17 protein-coding genes are annotated in these 17902 nt (G+C 72.5%); 8 read left to right on the forward strand and 9 right to left on the reverse strand.

Annotation, left to right across the window (positions count from 1 at the left end; genetic code table 11):
• Together FLV34_RS43350 and FLV34_RS07775 are read right to left on the reverse strand one after the other, a co-directional pair.
• A partial coding sequence (locus tag FLV34_RS43350; protein ID WP_222709444.1) for an arabinofuranosidase catalytic domain-containing protein occupies positions 1-167 on the reverse strand: 167 nt, incomplete at its 3' end.
• A gap of 277 nt (positions 168-444) precedes the next feature.
• Positions 445-1917, reverse strand: coding sequence for a helix-turn-helix domain-containing protein (locus tag FLV34_RS07775; protein WP_240971510.1), 1473 nt, complete (start codon positions 1915-1917; stop codon positions 445-447).
• Positions 1918-2160: 243 nt separating this feature from the next.
• Between FLV34_RS07775 and aceA the strand changes: the two genes are divergently transcribed.
• The gene (gene aceA, locus FLV34_RS07780; protein ID WP_142648368.1) at positions 2161-3453 is read left to right on the forward strand and encodes an isocitrate lyase; all 1293 of its coding nucleotides are present in this window, start codon (positions 2161-2163) and stop codon (positions 3451-3453) included.
• 248 nt (positions 3454-3701) lie between these two features.
• On the opposite strand, the gene FLV34_RS07785 is transcribed toward aceA, so the two are convergent.
• Together FLV34_RS07785 and FLV34_RS07790 are read right to left on the reverse strand one after the other, a co-directional pair.
• Positions 3702-4505 carry an ABC transporter ATP-binding protein gene (locus tag FLV34_RS07785; protein ID WP_142648367.1) on the reverse strand — a complete coding sequence of 268 codons (804 nt, stop codon included), beginning with the start codon at positions 4503-4505 and terminating at the stop codon, positions 3702-3704.
• Between the two features lie 45 nt (positions 4506-4550).
• A complete protein-coding gene (locus tag FLV34_RS07790; RefSeq protein WP_187280567.1) occupies positions 4551-6269 on the reverse strand; it encodes a serine/threonine-protein kinase in 1719 nt (572 codons plus the stop codon).
• A gap of 194 nt (positions 6270-6463) precedes the next feature.
• On the opposite strand from FLV34_RS07790, the gene FLV34_RS07795 reads away from it, so the two are divergent.
• Positions 6464-6688, forward strand: coding sequence for a hypothetical protein (locus FLV34_RS07795; RefSeq protein ID WP_142648365.1), 225 nt, complete (start codon positions 6464-6466; stop codon positions 6686-6688).
• Positions 6689-6747: 59 nt separating this feature from the next.
• Here FLV34_RS07795 and FLV34_RS07800 read toward each other — a convergent pair whose 3' ends face one another.
• Complete coding sequence (locus FLV34_RS07800) at positions 6748-7728, reverse strand: alpha/beta hydrolase (RefSeq protein WP_142648364.1); 981 nt, start codon at positions 7726-7728, stop codon at positions 6748-6750.
• Between the two features lie 115 nt (positions 7729-7843).
• Here FLV34_RS07800 and FLV34_RS07805 point away from each other — a divergent pair, with 115 nt between their 5' ends.
• From FLV34_RS07805 to FLV34_RS07815, 3 genes are read left to right on the forward strand one after another with little or no spacing between them, the layout of a single operon-like run.
• Positions 7844-8650, forward strand: coding sequence for an ABC-2 family transporter protein (locus FLV34_RS07805; protein ID WP_142648363.1), 807 nt, complete (start codon positions 7844-7846; stop codon positions 8648-8650).
• Between the two features lie 6 nt (positions 8651-8656).
• Complete coding sequence (locus FLV34_RS07810) at positions 8657-9445, forward strand: ABC transporter permease (protein ID WP_147942730.1); 789 nt, start codon at positions 8657-8659, stop codon at positions 9443-9445.
• A gap of 5 nt (positions 9446-9450) precedes the next feature.
• Positions 9451-10254: an ATP-binding cassette domain-containing protein gene (locus FLV34_RS07815; RefSeq protein WP_147942731.1), complete on the forward strand. Its 804-nt coding sequence runs from the start codon at positions 9451-9453 to the stop codon at positions 10252-10254.
• On the opposite strand, the gene FLV34_RS07820 is transcribed toward FLV34_RS07815, so the two are convergent.
• The 4 genes from FLV34_RS07820 to FLV34_RS40275 form a co-directional block, all read right to left on the reverse strand.
• Positions 10181-10654: a hypothetical protein gene (locus tag FLV34_RS07820; RefSeq protein ID WP_142648360.1), complete on the reverse strand. Its 474-nt coding sequence runs from the start codon at positions 10652-10654 to the stop codon at positions 10181-10183. The two genes, FLV34_RS07815 and FLV34_RS07820, sit on opposite strands and share 74 nt — an antisense overlap.
• Positions 10655-10718: 64 nt before the next feature.
• The gene (locus FLV34_RS07825; protein WP_261985697.1) at positions 10719-11651 is read right to left on the reverse strand and encodes an ABC transporter permease; all 933 of its coding nucleotides are present in this window, start codon (positions 11649-11651) and stop codon (positions 10719-10721) included.
• The gene (locus FLV34_RS07830; protein ID WP_147942732.1) at positions 11638-12714 is read right to left on the reverse strand and encodes an ABC transporter ATP-binding protein; all 1077 of its coding nucleotides are present in this window, start codon (positions 12712-12714) and stop codon (positions 11638-11640) included. Before FLV34_RS07830 ends, FLV34_RS07825 begins: the two co-directional genes overlap by 14 nt.
• On the reverse strand, positions 12711-13955 hold the full coding sequence (locus tag FLV34_RS40275; protein WP_168066003.1) for a DUF2092 domain-containing protein: 1245 nt from the start codon (positions 13953-13955) through the stop codon (positions 12711-12713). The genes FLV34_RS07830 and FLV34_RS40275 overlap by 4 nt, the downstream gene beginning before the upstream one ends.
• Positions 13956-14089: 134 nt before the next feature.
• Here FLV34_RS40275 and FLV34_RS07845 point away from each other — a divergent pair, with 134 nt between their 5' ends.
• The 3 genes from FLV34_RS07845 (at position 14090) to FLV34_RS07860 (ending at position 17716) form a co-directional block, all read left to right on the forward strand.
• Positions 14090-14764: a response regulator transcription factor gene (locus FLV34_RS07845; RefSeq protein WP_142648356.1), complete on the forward strand. Its 675-nt coding sequence runs from the start codon at positions 14090-14092 to the stop codon at positions 14762-14764.
• 75 nt (positions 14765-14839) lie between these two features.
• Positions 14840-16225 carry a cell wall metabolism sensor histidine kinase WalK gene (locus FLV34_RS07855; protein ID WP_261985698.1) on the forward strand — a complete coding sequence of 462 codons (1386 nt, stop codon included), beginning with the start codon at positions 14840-14842 and terminating at the stop codon, positions 16223-16225.
• Between the two features lie 9 nt (positions 16226-16234).
• A complete protein-coding gene (locus FLV34_RS07860; RefSeq protein ID WP_147942735.1) occupies positions 16235-17716 on the forward strand; it encodes an aspartate aminotransferase family protein in 1482 nt (493 codons plus the stop codon).
• The last annotated feature ends 186 nt before the right edge of the window (positions 17717-17902 follow it).

Raw genomic sequence — 17902 nt, forward strand, 5'->3', positions numbered from 1 at the left:
CGGGTCGTGCTGTGCGCCGCCACGCACGGCGTGCCGCCCGCGGCGTAGATGTCGCACGGCCCCTGCGTGGCGGCCTCGGACGGTGCGGAAAGGCCGGCCGGCAGGCCGGCGGCGATCACCGCGCTGGCCCCGGCTGCGAGCGCCCTTCTCAGGCTTCCCAAAACCATGAGGCCTTCTCCTCTCGATCAGGAATCATGAGCGGACGGCGGCGACACGGCAGGCCCGGCCAGGCAGTGTTAGCGCTAACATCAATCGACGCCCGACACCGATTCGCGGTTTGACGGTAATGCGGAGTCAATGTGAAGAAGGCTTCGCCGTCAAGGGCAAAGATGTGATGTCTCGGACGGCCGGGCATCGCCCCGGCACCGCTTGGACATCTTCCCTGACGTTGTCACCCCGCATCGATGGGATGTCGTGAAACTTTCATCCGCGAGCCGTCGCCCGTCAGCCGCTGGCGGCGTGGCGCTCCAGGAACGCGTACACGTCGGCCTCGTCGACGCCGGGGAACGACCCGGGCGGCAGCGCGGCGAGCACGTGAGAGTTGGCGCGGGCCGACGGCCAGGCGTAGCCCTCCCAGCGCTGCGCGAGCTCGGCCGGCGGGCGGCGGCAGCACTCGCCGTTCGGGCAGTTCGAGCGGGTGCGGTGGGTGGTCTCGCGCCCGCGGAACCAGCGCGACTCCCGGTAGGGCACGCCCAGCGTGATCGCGAAGTCCTTCTCCTGCGACGGGTCCACGTGGGCGATGCAGAAGTACGTGCCGGTGGGCGAGTCGGAGTATTGGTAGTACACCGAGAACCGGTCGGGCGAGAGGAACACCTGGCGGCCCGACCACTGCTGGCACATCCGCTGGCCCTCGATCGCCCCCTGCTCGTCGGCGGGGAAGACGATCCCGTCGTTCTCGTACGCCTTATAGATGATCCCTCCGGCGTCGTTGCGCACGAAGTGACAGACGATGTCGAGATGGCGGGTGGCGATGTTGGTGAACCGGTGCGCCGCCATCTCGTAGGACACCGCGAACACGTCGCGCAGGTCCTCCACCGACAGCGCCTTGTCCTGCTTGGCCTCCCGCAGGTACGGCACGGCCGCCGCCTCGGGCACGAGGACGGCGGCGGCGAAGTAGTTGGCCTCCACCCGCTGGCGCAGGAAGTCGGCGAAGTCGCGCGGCTTGTGGTGCTGGAGCGCGATGTGCCCGAGCGTCTGCAGCAGCACGGTGCGCGGCGTGTGCATGCCGAGCTGCTGGCGTTTGACGTAGATGCGGCGGTTGCGCAGATCGGTCACCGACCGCGCCGAGCGCGGCAGGTCGGGCGCGGTGTGCACGGTGAACCCGAAGTGCGACACCAGCGCCTGGACGGTGCTCTCCGACAGCGCGCCGGTCCGGTAACCGACGGCGGTCAGGGCCTCGGCTGCGGCCTTCTCGATCTCCTCGAAGTAGTTGCCCAGCTCGCGCTGCTTGCGCCGCAGCTCGGCGTTGGCGGCCCGCGCCTCCTCCGGCGTGGCCGTACCCTTCGCCTCCCTGGCCTTGAGCTCCTCGAACAGGCCGAGGATGTGTTCGAGCACCTCGTTGGGCACCCGTGAGGAGACCTTGAGCCTGCTCAGTCCCAGGCCCGCGTAAAGCGGGTCACGCTGGGCCTCCTCCAGGGCGATCTCCAGCTGGGCCCGCCGGTTCGGCGCCTGCCTGCGCAGCAGCTCCTCCACCGGCACGTTCAGCGCGGCGGCGAGCGACTTCAGCAGCGAGAGCTTGGGCTCGCGCTTGCCGTTCTCCAGCAGCGACAGCTGGCTGGGCGCACGCCCGACGCGCTCGCCGAGCTCGGAGAGCGTGAGACCGCGCTGCTTGCGCAGGTGCTTGAGCCGCTGACCGAAGGCCAGGAGATCGAGCTCGTGCGTCAAAGACAGCGGTTCTTCGCCCAGGACGGAGGTCATAACCCGATCTTATGCGGAAAATCGGCGTTTCTTCCAACGAGACGTGCTCCACTTCACGCGGATTGGTCTAGTCCATAGCGAAAACTTTGCCTTTCTTCATAGTCGAATACCCGTCAGTCTTGCTTGGAACAGAATATTTGGCGTTCTTTCGCCCGACCACTCCTTGTGAGTGTCTTGATATCGACACAAACTCGGAAGCAAGCCCCAGGTGACGACAACGTACGCAACAAGGGAGTGACCGAGATGTCGGATCGCCTCACCGCAGCCGCCCAGCGGCTGCAGCAGGACTGGGAGACCAATCCGCGGTGGACGAACGTCGAGCGGACCTACACGGCCGAGGACGTGATCCGCCTGCGCGGCTCCGTGCAGGAGGAGCACACCCTGGCCCGGCTCGGCGCGGAGCGTCTATGGGACCTGCTGCACCACGAGGACTACGTCCACGCCCTGGGCGCGCTGACCGGCAATCAGGCGGTCCAGCAGGTGAAGGCGGGCCTCAAGGCGATCTACCTGTCCGGCTGGCAGGTGGCCGCCGACGCCAACCTCAGCGGTCACACCTACCCCGACCAGAGCCTCTATCCGGCCAACTCGGTCCCCGCCGTGGTCCGCCGGATCAACAACGCGCTGCTGCGTGCCGACCAGATCACCTGGGCCGAGGGCGACGAGGAGGCCCCCCACTGGCTGGCGCCCATCGTGGCCGACGCCGAGGCCGGCTTCGGCGGCGTGCTCAACGCGTTCGAGCTGATGAAGGCGATGATCGCGGCCGGCGCCGCGGGCGTCCACTGGGAGGACCAGCTCGCCTCGGAGAAGAAGTGCGGCCACCTCGGCGGCAAGGTGCTGATCCCCACCGGCCAGCACATCAAGACCCTCAACGCGGCCCGCCTCGCGGCCGACGTGGCGGGCGTCCCCACCCTGGTCATCGCGCGGACCGACGCCCAGGCCGCGACGCTCCTGACCAGCGACGTGGACCCCCGCGACCAGGCCTTCTGCACCGGCGAGCGCACGGCCGAGGGCTTCTACCGGGTCCGCAACGGCGTCGACGCCTGCATTGCCAGGGGTCTCGCCTACGCGCCGTACGCCGACCTGCTGTGGATGGAGACCTCCACACCGGACCTCGACGTGGCCCGCGAGTTCGCCGAGGCGATCAAGCGGGAGCACCCGGACCAGATGCTCGCCTACAACTGCTCACCGTCGTTCAACTGGAAGAAGCACCTGGACGACGCGACGATCGCCAAGTTCCAGCGCGAGCTGGGCCACATGGGATACAAGTTCCAGTTCATCACCCTGGCCGGCTTCCACTCGCTGAACTACTCGATGTTCGACCTGGCCAGCGGCTACGCCCAGGACGGCATGACGGCGTACGTCGGGCTCCAGGAGGCCGAGTTCGCCGCCGAGCGGCGCGGCTACACCGCCACCCGCCACCAGCGGGAGGTCGGCACCGGATACTTCGACCTGGTCAGCACGGCCGTCGCGCCGGACTCCTCCACGACGGCCCTGAAGGGCTCGACGGAGGAGGCACAGTTCGCCGGGGCTCACTAACCATCAGCGGACTTATCGGGACACAGGTCGGTGGCGGGCCCCGCCGTCCGTCCGCAGGTCACCCTCGGGGATCTGACGGATCGGCGGCGGGGCCTCGCCGTGTTCGCGACCGGGGTCAGCGACCGGGGTCAGCGCCCGGGGCCGGGTCAGCGCGCGCGACCGAGTCCGCGCTCGGAGTCACGGCTCCCGTCCGCGTCCGAGCCCGCGCCCGGATTCGTACTCAGGGCCGGGTCGGCGCCCGCGGCCGGTCAGACGCGCAGGGCGCGGGCGTACCAGCGGCCGTCCAGCGCGTCGATGCGCAGGCGGCGGCCGAAGCACTCGGACAGGTTCGGGCCGGTGAGCACCTCGTCCACGGGACCGGCGGTCAGGATGCGGGTGTCCCGCATGAGCAGCGCGTGCGTGGTGGTGGCCGGCACCTCCTCCAGGTGGTGCGTGACCATCACGGTGGTGAGCCCCTGCCGGGTGCGGGCCAAGTCTTCCAGCGCCTCGATCAGGTCCTCCCGCGCGGGCAGGTCGAGGCCCGCGAACGGCTCGTCGAGCAGCAGGATCGCCGGGTCGGCCATCAGCGCCCTGGCCACCCGGACGCGGGCGCGCTCCCCCTGCGAGCACACCTGGAACCTGCGGTCGGCCAGGTCCTTGCAGCCGAGGTCGGCCAGCAGCCGGTGGGCCCGCTCCCGCTCCTCGTCACCGTATCGGTCCCACAGCGGCGCGCTCGTCCCGGTATGACCGGTGAGCACGACGGTCAGCGCGGTCGCGCCCTCCTCCTCCAGCAGCGACTCGTCAACGAGCCGCTGACTCGCCGCCACCAGGCCGATGCTGCGGCGCAGCTCCCGGAGGTCGACCCTGCCAAGCCGCCGTCCGAGCACTGTGGCCGTGCCGGAGCTCGGGTGCCGTACGGCCGCGGCGATCGAGAGCATCGTCGTCTTCCCGGCGCCGTTGGGGCCGAGGATCACCCAGTGCTGGCCGTGCTCCACCCGCCAGTCGGCACCGGTCACCAGGGTCCGGCCGACCACGCGGACGGTCACGTCGTCGAGTTCGAGAGCTGCTTCCATGAACAGACAGCATGCTGCACGCGGGCACCCGCTCGGGACGCCGTATCAGGGAATGGACGGTGCGGGGGTGACCACCACGCTGGGCGGCGGGCTCGCCGGCGGGCTGCCGCCCGGTTCCGGCGGCGGCGACTCCCCCTCGCCCCACTGCGGCTCCTGGCTGACCCCCGAGGACGGGACCGGGGAATGGCCCTGCCCGGGCTGACCGGGCTGCTGTCCGGGATGGCCGGGCTGACCAGGCTGACCCGGATGTCCCGGCTGGTTGGGGCGTCCTGGGCGGCCCGGTGGGGAGGGCCGGGTGGGACGGCAGTCCCTCGGCCGCCCGGTGACGCAGCGCCCGTCTCCCGGGCGCAGGGTCGTCCCGGCGGGCGTCGGCGAGGGCGGCGCGGTCGCCCGGCCGTCGTCCGTGGTCACCGGCGCCGGCGTCGAGCCGGGTGAGCCGGGCGGCATGGTCCGCGTGGCCGTCACCGTCACCCTGGGCCGGGCGGCGTCCGCGATGGGCACCACCGGCGGGCCGGTGCGGAGCGCGTCATCCGGCGGCAGGGCGCTGTCCTCGCCGGGGATGACCACGGGCGCCGCGGGCGGCGGATCGGCCGTGCTCTGCATGTGGGCCGACCCGGCGCCCGCCGCGACCACGGTCACCGCGGCGATCGTCACGGTGGCGAGCGCCGCGAAGCCGGCGTGGGACACCTGTCCCCGCGATCGCGCCGCCCGGCGCCGCGCCGCCCTGCCCTCCTGTGCCGGCCCCTGTACCGACCCCCGAATCGACCCCCGAATCGACCCCCGAATCGACCCCTGTGCCGGTCCCTGGGTCGCTTCCCCGGAGGCCCTGCTCCGTGTCCCCTGCGTGGCCCGGCCGGGGACGGCCCCCGCCGGGTAGGGCACAGGCTGCCAGATCTCGTCGAGCACGGCGGCGACCGCACGCCGGGGATCGGCGGCCGCGTGGACCCCGCCCGCCGCGAGCAGGGAGGCCAGCAGCCACGCCGCGTCCGGGCGGTCGGCGGGCTCGCGCTGCAGCGCCGCCGCCACTGCGCCCCACAGCGGCCTCGGCACGGCGTCGATCCGGGGCTCCTCGACCAGGATGCGCCGGGTCAGCACGTCGAGGTCGCCGCCGCCGAACGGATGCAGCCCGGTCGCCGCGAACGCGACCAGGCAGCCCCAGGAGAAGACGTCGGAGGCGGGGATGGCGTGGTGTCCGCGCAGCCGCTCGGGCGCGACCCAGCCCGGGCTGCCCATGATCTGCCCGGCCTGCGTATGCGCCATCGCGACGTCGAGGTCGCGGGCGATCCCGAAGTCGATGACGAACGGCCCGCGCGGCGACAGCAGCACGTTGCCCGGCTTGAGGTCCCGGTGCACCAGCCCGGCCTCGTGCGTGGCCACGAGCGCGGCGGCCGTGCCGAGGGCCACGCCGTACGCGAGGTCGGGGGTGAGCGCGCCCTGCGCGGAGACCACCTGGGAAAGCGCGGGGCCGGGGACGTATTCGGTGACGAGGTAGGGCCGCTCGCCGTCGAAACCGTCCTCGATGACGACGGCCGTGCAGAACGGCACCACGCGCCGGGAGAGCGCGACCTCCTCGGCGAATCGGGCCCGCAGCGTGGAGTCCCCAAGGTGCATCGGATGCGGTGTCTTCAGCGCGACGTATCCCCCGCTGGGGTGCTCGGCCAGGTAGACGACTCCCATTCCGCCGCTGCCCAGCCGGCCGAGCAGCAGGTAGCGCCCGATGACGACCGGGTCGCCAACGGTCAGCGGGCGCACACCGGGAGGCATGCCGCTATCGGAAGCCGTTCCGCCACGTGCCATACGGAAGCTACCTCTCTCGAAGTGCCGCACAGCCACTGTGGCCGGTTGGAACGCACCACGCGCTCAAGTAGCGACAAGCGGCATGAGAGGTAAGCCCAATGGCACCTTTAGGTAAGGTGAATCGGAGAAACCGCAGGTCACATTGGTCTCATAAGCCACAAATGAGCGCCGTTCTCCGTAAAGACACCCCGATCGCCTGTTCGCCCAGCCTCTCCTTCACCCGGACGGGCGGCGCCGCCGTCGTGTACGGCTCGATCTCCTGCGACGCCGGGGTCGCCTGCCGGCCCGGGTCCTGTCAGGCCTCCGCGCATTCCCAGGCGTACAGCACCTCGGGCTACGGCGACCACGCCTCGCAGACGACGCCGGTCCACGCCGTCACCTGCTGACCCCGGTGCGGCGGCCTCGCGAACGGCCGCGCATTCCGGCGGCCGTTTTCCCGAAGTGCTCAGGCGGCCTCGGCGCCGGGAGTGGAGGAGTGGGCCTGGACGGCGTCGAGGAAGCGGGAGACGTGGTCGAAGAACAGGCGGCCTTCGGGGAGGGCGTCGGCGAAGAGGGGGAAGATGTGCGGCATGCGGTTCCACTCCTCGTAGGTCACCTGCACGCCGTCCTCGCGCGCGCTGACCGCGACCCGGCGGGCCTCGTCGCGCAGGACCTCGGTGGAGCCGGTGACGATCATCAGCGGGGGGATGCCGGTGTAGTCGCCGTACACGGGGGACACGAGGGGGTCGCAGCGGTCGAGGCCGTCGGTCCAGCGGCGGGCGAGCCAGTCGACGCGTCCGGCGGGGAGCATGGGGTCGGACCATGCGTTGGCGCGGTGCCGGCTGGTGCTGAGGTCGGCCCAGGGAGACAGGCAGATGCCGGCGGCGGGCAGCGGCATGCCCCGGTCGCGCAGGGCCAGCAGCGTGGCGAGGGTGAGATGCCCTCCGGCGGAGTCCCCGGCCAGCACGATGTCCCTGGCGGCGTACCCGCGGCCGAGCAGGCACTCGTACGCCTGGAGCGCGTCCGACAGCGACTCGGCGAGGGAGTGCACCGGGCCCTGGCGGTAGTCGAGGGAGAACACCGGACGGCCGGCGGCGGCCGACAACCGCCACGTGATCGGCCGGTGGGTGGCCGGGGAGCAGACGAAGTAGGCCCCGCCGTGGAAGTAGAGCACCACCTTGCCCTCGTCCAGGCCGGGACCGCCGCGCACCCATTCCCCCGTGCACGAGCCGAACTCGTCTGGAACGATGGACACGTGCTTGGGGAGGATGCCGGGGACCCGCTCGCCGAGGCACATGATGCGGCTGGCCACGGCCATTCCCGCGGTGTTGCGCACGAGGATGGTGGAGATCGGCTTCATGGTGCCCCGCAGGACTCCGTTGATCGCGGCGGCCTGCCAGCTGACCGGATATTCCGGGCGTATGTCTACATTCAGCTCATGTCCCATGCAAGCCTCCCAAAAGGGACATTCCCTGTTAGGTCATCCGTTCTACCGCTAGGCACGTTTCACTCCCCTTACGGCAAGGTTACGACAAGGTAACAGCCCAGGATATGAGGCACTTATGACGGTGATCCCCGGCCACGGCGCCGCCGTCGCCCTCTACCCGCGGCTGGCCTGGTACGGCTTCCGCAGGCACGCGACCTACTGGGCCGCCGCGCTGGCCGGGGCGTTCACCAACACCGTCTTCGGCGTGCTCCGCGCGTACGTGCTGATCGCGCTGTGGCAGGCCCGTCCCGGCCTCGGCGGGTACGACGTGGCGGGCGCGGTCACCTTCACCTTCCTCACGCAGGCGTTCATCGGCCCGATGCAGCTCTTCGGCGGCGGCCTCGACCTGCCGGAGCGGATCCGCACCGGCGACGTCGCGCTCGACCTGGTCCGCCCGGCGTCCCTGCAGTTGTGGTGCCTGTCGGAGGATCTGGGCCGGGCGGTGTATCTCTTCGCCGTCCGCGGCGGCCCGCCGACCCTCGTGGGCGCGCTGCTTTTCGGCATCGTCGCCCCGCACGCCCCGGCCGCGTTCCTCCTGAGCGTCGCCCTGGGCGTGCTCGTGAGCTTCGCGTGGCGTTACATCGTCGCGCTGGCCACCTGCTGGGTGATGGACGACCGGGGTCTCGCGGTGCTGTCGATGGTGCTCACGACGTTCTTCAGCGGGCTCATGCTGCCGCTGTCGATCTTCCCCGGGTGGTTCGGGGAGCTGTCCCGGGCGCTGCCGTGGTCGGCGATGGCGCAGGTGCCCGCCGACGTCTATCTCGGCACGGCCGATCCCGCCCGCGCCCTCGGCTTCCAGGCCCTGTGGGCGGCCGTCCTGCTGGCGCTGGGCGCGCTGATGACCGGCGCCGCCCGCAGGAAGGTCGTGATCCAGGGTGGGTGAGGGCCCGTGATCAGGACGTACGCGCTGCTCGCCTGGACGTGGACGCGGGCGGCGGCGCAATATCCGGTGTCGTTCGCGCTCATGACGGCGGGCGGGGCGGTGGTCGGCGGCCTCGACATCGCGGCCATCTGGGTGATCTTCGCCAACACCGACAGGCTGGCCGGCTTCGGGCTGACCGAGGTCATGTTCCTCTACGGCGCGTCGCAGCTGGCCTTCGCGCTCGCCGACCTGCTGTTCGGCAATCTCGACAGGATCAGCCGGCACATCGTGTCCGGCACGCTCGACGTCATGCTGATCCGGCCCGCGTCGCCCTTCGTGCAGGTCGCCTCCGACCGGTTCACGCCGCACCGGATCGGCCGGTCGATCCAGGCGGGGGCCGTGCTCGCCGTGGGCCTGTCGCGGCTGGACGTCCCGCTCGGCCGCGTCTGGATGGTGCCGGTCATGGTCGTCTCGGGCATCGTGATCTTCACGGCGCTCTTCACGCTCGGCGGCGCGCTGCAGTTCCTGCTCACCGCCGCTCCCGAGGTGGCCAACGCGTTCACGTACGGCGGGGCGACGCTCACGCAGTATCCGCTGAGCGTCTACGACCCCCGCATCGTGCGGGGGCTGACATTCGGGCTGCCGCTGGCGTTCGTCAACTGGCAGCCGGGCCTCTATGTGCTCGGCCGGCCCGATCCGCTCGGGCTGCCGTCCTGGACGGGCCTGCTGTCCCCCGCCGCCGCGCTCGCACTGGCCGCCGTCGCCGCGCTCGCGTGGCGGGCGGGGATCCGCCGCTACCGATCGACGGGGAGCTGAGACGAGTGATCGAGGCAGACGGGGTCGGCAGGACCTTCAGGGTCCGGGGCCGGATCGTGCACGCCGTACGGGACCTGTCCTTCCGGGTCGCGGCCGGGGAGTTCGTCGCGTGCCTCGGCCCGAACGGCGCGGGCAAGTCCACCACGATCAAGATGCTGACCGGGATCCTCACGCCCACGTCGGGCCGGGTGAGGGTGGCCGGTCTCGACCCGTCCCGGCGGCGTACGGCTCTCGCCCGCAGGATCGGCGTCGTCTTCGGCCAGCGGACGACCCTGTGGTGGGACCTGCCGCTGTGGGACAGCCTGGAGCTGGTCCGGCTCCTTTACAAAGTAGATCGCAAGGTGTTCCGGGAGCGCCTCGACGACATGTGCGACCGGCTCGACCTGGGCGGCTTCCTCGCCACGCCGGTGCGCCAGCTCAGCCTGGGCCAGCGGATGCGCGGCGACATCGCCGCCGCGCTGCTGCACGACCCCGCCGTGCTCGTGCTGGACGAGCCGACGATCGGGCTCGACGTCGTCAGCAAGGCGGAGGTGCGCGACTTCCTGCGGCGGCGATGCGCGGAGCACGGGACGACGGTACTGCTGACCACCCACGACCTGGGCGACGTGGAGCGGCTGTGCCGGCGCGTGCTGCTGATCGACCACGGCAGGCTGGCCTTCGACGGCACCGTGGACGAGCTGCGGGCGACCGCGCCGGGACGCGCCTCGATCGAGGACGTCGTGGCCGACCTCTATCTCAGAAGCCGTACGACTCCTCGTACTCCTCCTCTTCCTCGTCCCGCTCCGGACGGGCCCAGCGCGACGGCATGAGCACCGGGAGGAACAGCGCCACACCGAGCAGGGCGTACACGCCGGTGGACAGCAGCATGAGCATCCCCCGGCCGGCCTGCAGCAGCTCGGCCTGCACCGACGGCCCGGTGGGCACCAGGCTCGCGGCGCGCGACACGTCGAGCACGTAGACCACGGTCCAGGCCAGCAGCGCCATCGACGGGACGAACGTCGCCAGCGGGGACACCCGGCCGACCAGCACCAGCCCGAGCAGCAGGCCCACGACCGCCATCGCTCCGACCGCGATCAGCATCCGGGTGTCCTTGGCCGGGTCGACGATCTGCGCCGCTCCCCGGACCAGCTCCTGGGACGCCCATCCACCACCGAGGAGAAGAGCCGCCGCGACGACAACGCCAAGGAGCAGCCCGAAGAAGTGCCGCATGAACACCACCTTGGGTGAGAGGTCCGCGGCAACACTAGCGATAAAGAACGGTAAAGGGCAGCACTTACGCCGTGATGTCCTTACTCGTGAAGCGTGACCAGGCGAAAGAGCCGAAAACCAGGACGTACGCGGCGAAGGCGAACAGCCCTCGCCCCATCTCGTCGAACGCCATCGGCGCCCGCAACGCCCCGTCGAACGCGCCCCACCACCAGGTCAGCAGGACCGGACGTACGGCCGCCACCTGCGGGATCGCGCTCAGCACCTGGCTGACCACCACCAGCACGACACTCGTGGCGACCGCCCCGATCGGCGCCTCGGTGAGCGTGGAGACCGCGAGCGCGACCGCGCCGAGCGCGGCCATCCCCGCGGCGGCGTACAGGACGACCACCCCGACGCGCAGCAGGGCGTCGGCCGCCGGGATCGTCGCGCCCGACAGCAGCGTCACCGGCCCCACCGGGAACAGCACCAGCCCGGTCACCAGCGCCGACACCGCCACCAGGGCACACGCCGCGAGACAGAAGACCACGATGTTGGCGTATTTCACCAGCAGCAGCCTGGTGCGGCCGGCCGGGGCGACGAGCAGGTAGCGCAGCGTGCCCTGGGCCGCCTCGCCGGCGATCGCGTCGCCCGCCACGACCGCCACGGTCAGCGGCAGCACGATCGGCATCATGACGACGAACGCGGCGAAGGTCAGCATCAGGCCGTTGCCCGCGATCTGTCCGATGATCGAGCCCCCCGCGTCACCGTCCGACGCGACCCGCACCGCGATGCCGACCACCACCGGCACGACCGCGAGCACCGCGAGCATCGCGAGGTTGCGCGGGCGGCGGAACGTCAGCCCGATCTCGGAGGCCAGCAGCCGCGTCAGGTGCCGCACCGGGCCCGGGGCGGGCCGGGTGGACTCGGCGGGGGTCCGCTCCTCCCTCGGCGGTGCCGCCTCCTGGCGCACCGGCGGCCGGGCCTCCGACACCGCGGTCCCGTTCTCACCCATCGACATCGAACCCCTCCCCCGTCAGCCCGACGAAGACGTCTTCGAGCGTGGGACGCACCACGCCGAACCCGCGCACGGCCACGCCCTCCCCGACGAGCAGCGCGCAGATCTCTTCCGGCGCCCGGGCACCGATGACCGCCGTGACCTCGTCGTCCGCGACGCGTACGTCGCCGAGCCCGGCCCCGGCCAGCACGGCCGCCGCCGCGTCCGTGTCCGGCGTCTCCACCCGCAGGCGCGGCTCCTCGCCCGACGCGCGCAGCGCGGCGATCGGGCCCTGGGCGACGAGCCGGCCGGCGCGCATGACGCCGACGTGGGTGCACATCTGCTCGACCTCGCTCAGCAGATGGGAGGAGACGAAGACGGTCGTGCCGTCCTCGGCGATCCTCCTGATCAGCGTGCGGACCTCGCGGGTGCCCTGCGGGTCGAGGCCGTTGGTCGGCTCGTCGAGCACGAGCAGCTCCCTGGGCACCAGCAGCGCGGCCGCGATGGCCAGGCGCTGGCGCATGCCGAGCGAGTAGGTGCGGTAGCGCTTGCCCGCCGCCGCCGTCAGCCCCACCCGCTCCAGCGCCGCGGCGATCCTGGCCGGTGCCGTACGCGCGTCGGCCGACGGATCGGCCGCGTCGAGGCGGCGCAGGTTGGCCTCGCCCGACAGGTACGGATAGAAGGCCGGCCCCTCGACCACCGCGCCGACGCGTGGCAGCGCCCGGGCCGGCCCGTCCGGCATGGGCGTCCCGAGCAGCGACCACGTGCCCGAGGTCGGGGCGACCAGGCCGAGCAGCATGCGGATCGTCGTGGTCTTGCCCGAGCCGTTGGGGCCGAGGAAGCCGAAGACCGAGCCGCGCGGCACGGCCAGGCCGACGCCGTCGACGGCCACCTGGCCGCCGCGGAAGCGCTTGGTGAGACCGGACGTGACGATGGCGTCCGCGTCCGAGGTTCCGGCGGAGGGCGGGGGCGCCCCGGTGTCCTCCCGTGACGCCCCCGCGCGCGTGCCCACCGTCCCCGCGTCCCGCCGGTCCACCGCGACCTCCGCTCGGATTCCCGCTCGCGCGCGGTGCGTGGGCTCGGTCATCCCTTCACACCGGCCGCGCGGTAGAGGGCCTCCGGGGTGACGGCGCCGGCGAGCAGGCGGCCGTCGTCGGTGATCAGGATCGACACCACCTTGGTGCTCAGCAGCCGGCCGCTGCCCCACTCCCCGCTGACGGGGGTGGCCGCGCCCTTCAGGCCGTCCAGCAGCGCGGCCACGTCCAGGCCGCCACGCCCCTTCTCGTCCTGCTTCTGGGCGGGGGCGTCGGGCTTCTGGGCAGGGGTCTCCGGCAGGGAGGTGACGAGGACACTGTCCCAGCCGGAGCCGACGACGCGGCCGCGGTCGTGCGCCTCGGCCGCCGCCTCCGGCCGGTGGTCCGCCGGGGGCGTGGCCGTGCCCTCCTCGACCTTCGCTCCGGCCGGCGGAGTGAAGGAGAAGTTCTCCGGCGCGGGAGCGGTGAACGACAGCGACTCGAAGCCGACTTCGAAGGCCGGCTCGGCCGCCCCCTTCGTGTACACCTGGACGCGCAGCGGGATCAGCTTCTCGCCGTCGAGCGCCACCCGGACATCCCTGATCAGCGAGTCGGCCGACTTCGGCGTCAGCACGATCTGGTAGGCCGCGCGGCCCGCGACCGTGACGTCGTCGCCGACGCTGATCGCGGTGTCGGTGCCGGCCGCCTCCAGCGCCTGCCGCGCGGCCTGGTCCGGCGTCGCGAACGGCGACGCGGCTCCGGAGCGCATCGGGAAGGGCCCGCCGTGCCCGCCGTGCCGACCAGGCCCACCAGGCCCACCAGGCCCACCGGGCCCGCCGTGCTCGCCGCCGGACCCGGCCGGGACGGTGAGACGGGTCGCCGTGTTGGCGGCGCTGTCCCACAGCCAGACCGTGCCGCCGTTGGCGACGACGTCGGTCTCGCTCATCTCCCCCGGCAGCATGAGGCGGAACCTGTCCTCCCCCGCGTACCAGATCTTGAGCTGGTGCGACCCCGACAGCAGCGACGCCGGCGAGGCCCCGCCGGACGGCCCCGGTCCTCCGGACGACCCGGACAGGCCGGGCAGCGCGGGCAGGCCGAGCGACGCCGTCTCGACGATCGTGCCGGACATCTGCGGCATCCGGCCGTTCTGCCAGGTGCGCGCGACGTCGGCCAGCAACTGCTCCGCCGTACGGTCGGGCAGGGACGGCTCGCTGCGCACCGCCGCGATCACCGGCCCCGTCCCCACGGCCGCCGCCACGACGGCCACCGCCGCCACCGGCACTCCCCACCTCACGGCGCGGGCTCTCTTCGCCATTTCACATCTCCCACTATGTGCGGAAAGCTGATGACCCGAGACTGCCGAGACGTTCCTGTGCCGACGCTGAGACGGACTGAGAGGTCTCTCAGACTGGCCGCGCCCGCACGTCCAAAAGGGGCCACACTGGGGCAATGCGGGTTCTAGTGGTGGAGGACGAGCGGCGGATGGCGGCGGCGCTGCGCCGCGGGCTGCAGGCGGAGGGCTTCGCCGTCGACCTCGCGCACGACGGGAACGAGGGCCTGCACCTGGCGCGCGTCGGCGACTACGACGTGGTCGTGCTCGACATCATGCTGCCCGGCATGTCCGGCTACAACGTGTGCAAGCAGTTGCGGGCGGAGGAGAACTGGGTGCCGATCCTCATGCTGTCGGCCAAGGACGGCGAATACGACATGGCCGACGGGCTCGACCTCGGCGCCGACGACTACCTCACCAAGCCGTTCTCGTACGTGGTGCTGGTGGCCCGGCTCCGGGCGCTGCTGCGCCGGGGCGGCGGCCGCAGACCCGCCGTGCTGCGCGCCGGCGACCTGTCGCTCGACCCGGCGGCGCGTACGGTCACCCGGGGCGAGGCGCCGGTCGAGCTGACGCCCAGGGAGTTCGCCCTGCTCGAATATCTGATGCGCCGGCCGGGCGAGGTGGTGTCGAAGCCCGAGATCCTGGAGCACGTGTGGGACACCTACGACACCGATCCGAACGTGGTCGAGGTGTACGTCGGCTATCTGCGCAGGAAGATCGACACGCCGTTCGGGCGCGCCGCCCTGCAGACCGTGCGCGGGGCCGGATACCGGCTCGCGAGCGACGGCGGCTGAGCCGTGTCCGGCCCTGTGTCCAGCCGTGTGTCCGGCCCTGTGCCCGGCCCTGTGTCCGGAACTGTGTCCGGAACTGTGCCGAGCCCTGTTTCCAGCCCGGTGTCCGGCCTGCTCATCCGCCCGGTGACGTGGTGGCGGAGGCAGAGCCTGCAGTTCCGGGTCACCGCGGCCGCCACCGCCGTGCTGGCCCTCGCCCTCGCCGGGTCGGCGTACGTGTTCGTCGCGGTGCTCGGCAGGGCGCTCGTCCAGGGCATCGACGAGCAGGTCTACCAGCGGGGACGTGAGATCGTCGCGTTGTCGGACGCGAACCGGCTGTCCGATCCCGTCGTCTCGGTGGACAACACGATCGTGCAGGTGCTCGACCGGGACGGGCGGATCGTCGACGCCACCCCCAACACCGACCGCCTGGTCCCCCTGCTGTCCGCGCAGGCCCGGGAGGCCGCCGTACGCACCGGGACGCCGCTGTTCCTCGACGGCCGGCCGTACGCGCTGCCGGGGCCGCTGCGGGTGCGGGCGCTCAGCGCGGACCGCGGCGTGACGGTGATCGTGGCCCGGTCGTTCGGCGAGGTGGAACGCAGCCTCGTGACCATCGGGCACGTGCTGATCGCCGGCATGCCGCTCCTGCTCGCGCTGCTCGCGGCGGTCTCGTGGCTGGTCGTCGGGCGCACGCTGCGGCCGATCGCGCTGCTGCGGCGGGGCGCGGCCGAGGTGGGCGCCACGGCCCGGTCACGGCGCCTGCCGGTGCCCGAGGCGCACGACGAGGTGCACGCGCTCGCCACCACGCTCAACGACATGCTCGGGCGGCTGGAGGAGGCCGACGCGCGCCAGCGGGCGCTGGTCTCCGACGCGGCACACGAGCTGCGCAGCCCGCTCGCGAGCATCCGGCTCCAGCTCGAGGTCGCGCTCAGCCACCCGGACGGCCAGGACTGGAAGGAGACCGCCGAAGGGGTGCTGGAGGACACCCTGCGGCTGTCCCGCCTCGCCGAGGACCTGCTCGCCCTCGCCCGGCTCGACGAGGGCCGCGCCGGCCGGCGGGAGCCGGTCGACCTGGCCGAGATGGCCCGCCGTACGGCCGAGCGGCACGGCCTCGACCTCGACCTGCCGCCCGGCGCGCCTCCCGTCGTGCTCGGCGACGCGGTCGACCTGCGGCGGGTGCTCGCCAACCTGGTCGACAACGCCCTGCGGCACGCGGCGTCGGCGGTCCGGATCGGCGTACACGCCGAGGGGGACACCGCCGAGCTGACCGTCACCGACGACGGGCCGGGCATCCCGCCCGAGGACCGGGAGCGGGTCTTCGACCGGTTCACCCGGCTCGACGACGCGCGCAGCCGCGACGACGGCGGCGCCGGGCTCGGACTCGCGATCGTGCGCACCACGGTCGAGGCCCACGGCGGTACGGTCCACCTGGAGGACGCCTCCCCCGGACTGCGCGCCGTCGTCCGGCTCCCCCTGGCACGTTGAGGAGATCCATTGCTTCCCGATCACGGCAGGCCCGTCACCGAACTGCTCGCCGAGCTGACCGCCCTCAAGGAGGCCGACCTGCCGGTGCGCGGCGGCAAGGTCACGGCCTACGTCTACGACACCGGCCTGCCGGAGGTGCACGAGGCCGCGCAGCGGGCGTACGCGGAGATGCTCGAAGTCAACATGCTCGACCCGACGGCCTTCCCCAGCATGGTCGCGCTGGAGCGGCAGGTGGTCGGGGCGGTCGCCGAGCTGCTCGGCCGTCCCGGCGCGCCGGGGATCTTCACCAGCGGCGGCACCGAGTCGATCATGCTGGCGGTGAAGGCCGCCCGCGACGCCAGGCCCGGCGCGACCCGGGTCGTGCTGCCGGTCACCGCGCACCCGGCGTTCCACAAGGCCGCGCACTACCTCGGCATGGAGGTCGTGCCGGTGCCGGTCGACCCGGTCACCTATCGGGCCTCGGTCCCGGCGTTCGAGGCCGCGCTCGACGACCGTACGGCGTTGGCGGTGGTGTCGGCCCCCTCCTACCCGCAGGGCGTGGTCGACCCGGTCGAGGAGGTCGCCGCGCTCGCCGCCGCGCGCGGCGTGCCGTGCCACGTGGACGCCTGCGTCGGCGGCTGGCTGCTGCCGTGGCTGCGCGAGGCGGGCGCCGCGATCCCGCCGTTCGACCTGAGCGTGCCCGGCGTCACCTCGATCTCGTGCGACCTGCACAAGTTCGGGTACGCGCCGAAGGGGGCGTCGGTGCTGCTGTTCCGCGACGCGGAGCTGCGCCGCCGGGCATACTTCGCCTCGGCGGCCTGGCCCGGCTACACGATCATCAACGCGACCGTGCAGAGCTCGCGGTCGGCCGGACCGCTCGGCGGCGCCTGGGCCACCCTGCAGGCCCTCGGCCGGGAGGGCTACCTGGAGCTCGGCCGCAGGACGCTGGAGGCGACCCGGCGGCTGGCCGAGGGCGTGGCGAAGATCCCCGGGCTGCGGGTGCTCGGGGAGCCCGAGGCCGCGCTGGTCGCCATCGCCGGCTCCCCCGAGGTGGACGTCTTCGTCCTCGCCGACGAGGCGCGCCGGCTCGGCTGGTTCCTCCAGCCCCAGCTGTCGTACGCCGGGATCCCCGCCAACATCCACATCACGGTGACCGGTGTGACGCTGGCGGGGGTGGACGCGATGCTGGAGGTGATCGCGGAGGCCGCCGACGCCGCCCGGCGACGCGGGCCGGCCGATGTGCCCGAGGGCCTGCCCGAGCTCATCGCGTCACTCGACCTCGACGCGCTGGACGACGCCACGTTCGCCGAGCTCGCCGCGTCGGTGGGGATCGACCTCACCGCGACGGCGGAGCCGGGAACAGCGGAGCCGGGAACAGCGGAGCCGGGAACAGCGGAGCCGGGAACGCCGGCACAGCCCGGGATGGCGGTGGTGAACGCCGTGCTCGACGCCCTGCCTGCCGCCACCCGCGAGGCGATCCTCGTCCGCTTCCTTTCGGTGCTGTACTCCTGACTCACCGGCCCAAAGGGCCTGGCGGGGGCGGTCTGAGCGACACCGGGGTCGGTCACCGCGCCGGGGTCGGTCACCGCGCCGGGGTCGGTCACCGCGCCGGGGTCGGTCACTGCGCCGGAAGGGACCTCCGGTCCTTGCGGAGCCTGCCCGGCCTCACCCGCGAAGCTCCTCACAAGCTCGGAACTT

The organism is Microbispora sp. CSR-4, assembly GCF_008033685.1.
Lineage (GTDB): Bacteria > Actinomycetota > Actinomycetes > Streptosporangiales > Streptosporangiaceae > Microbispora.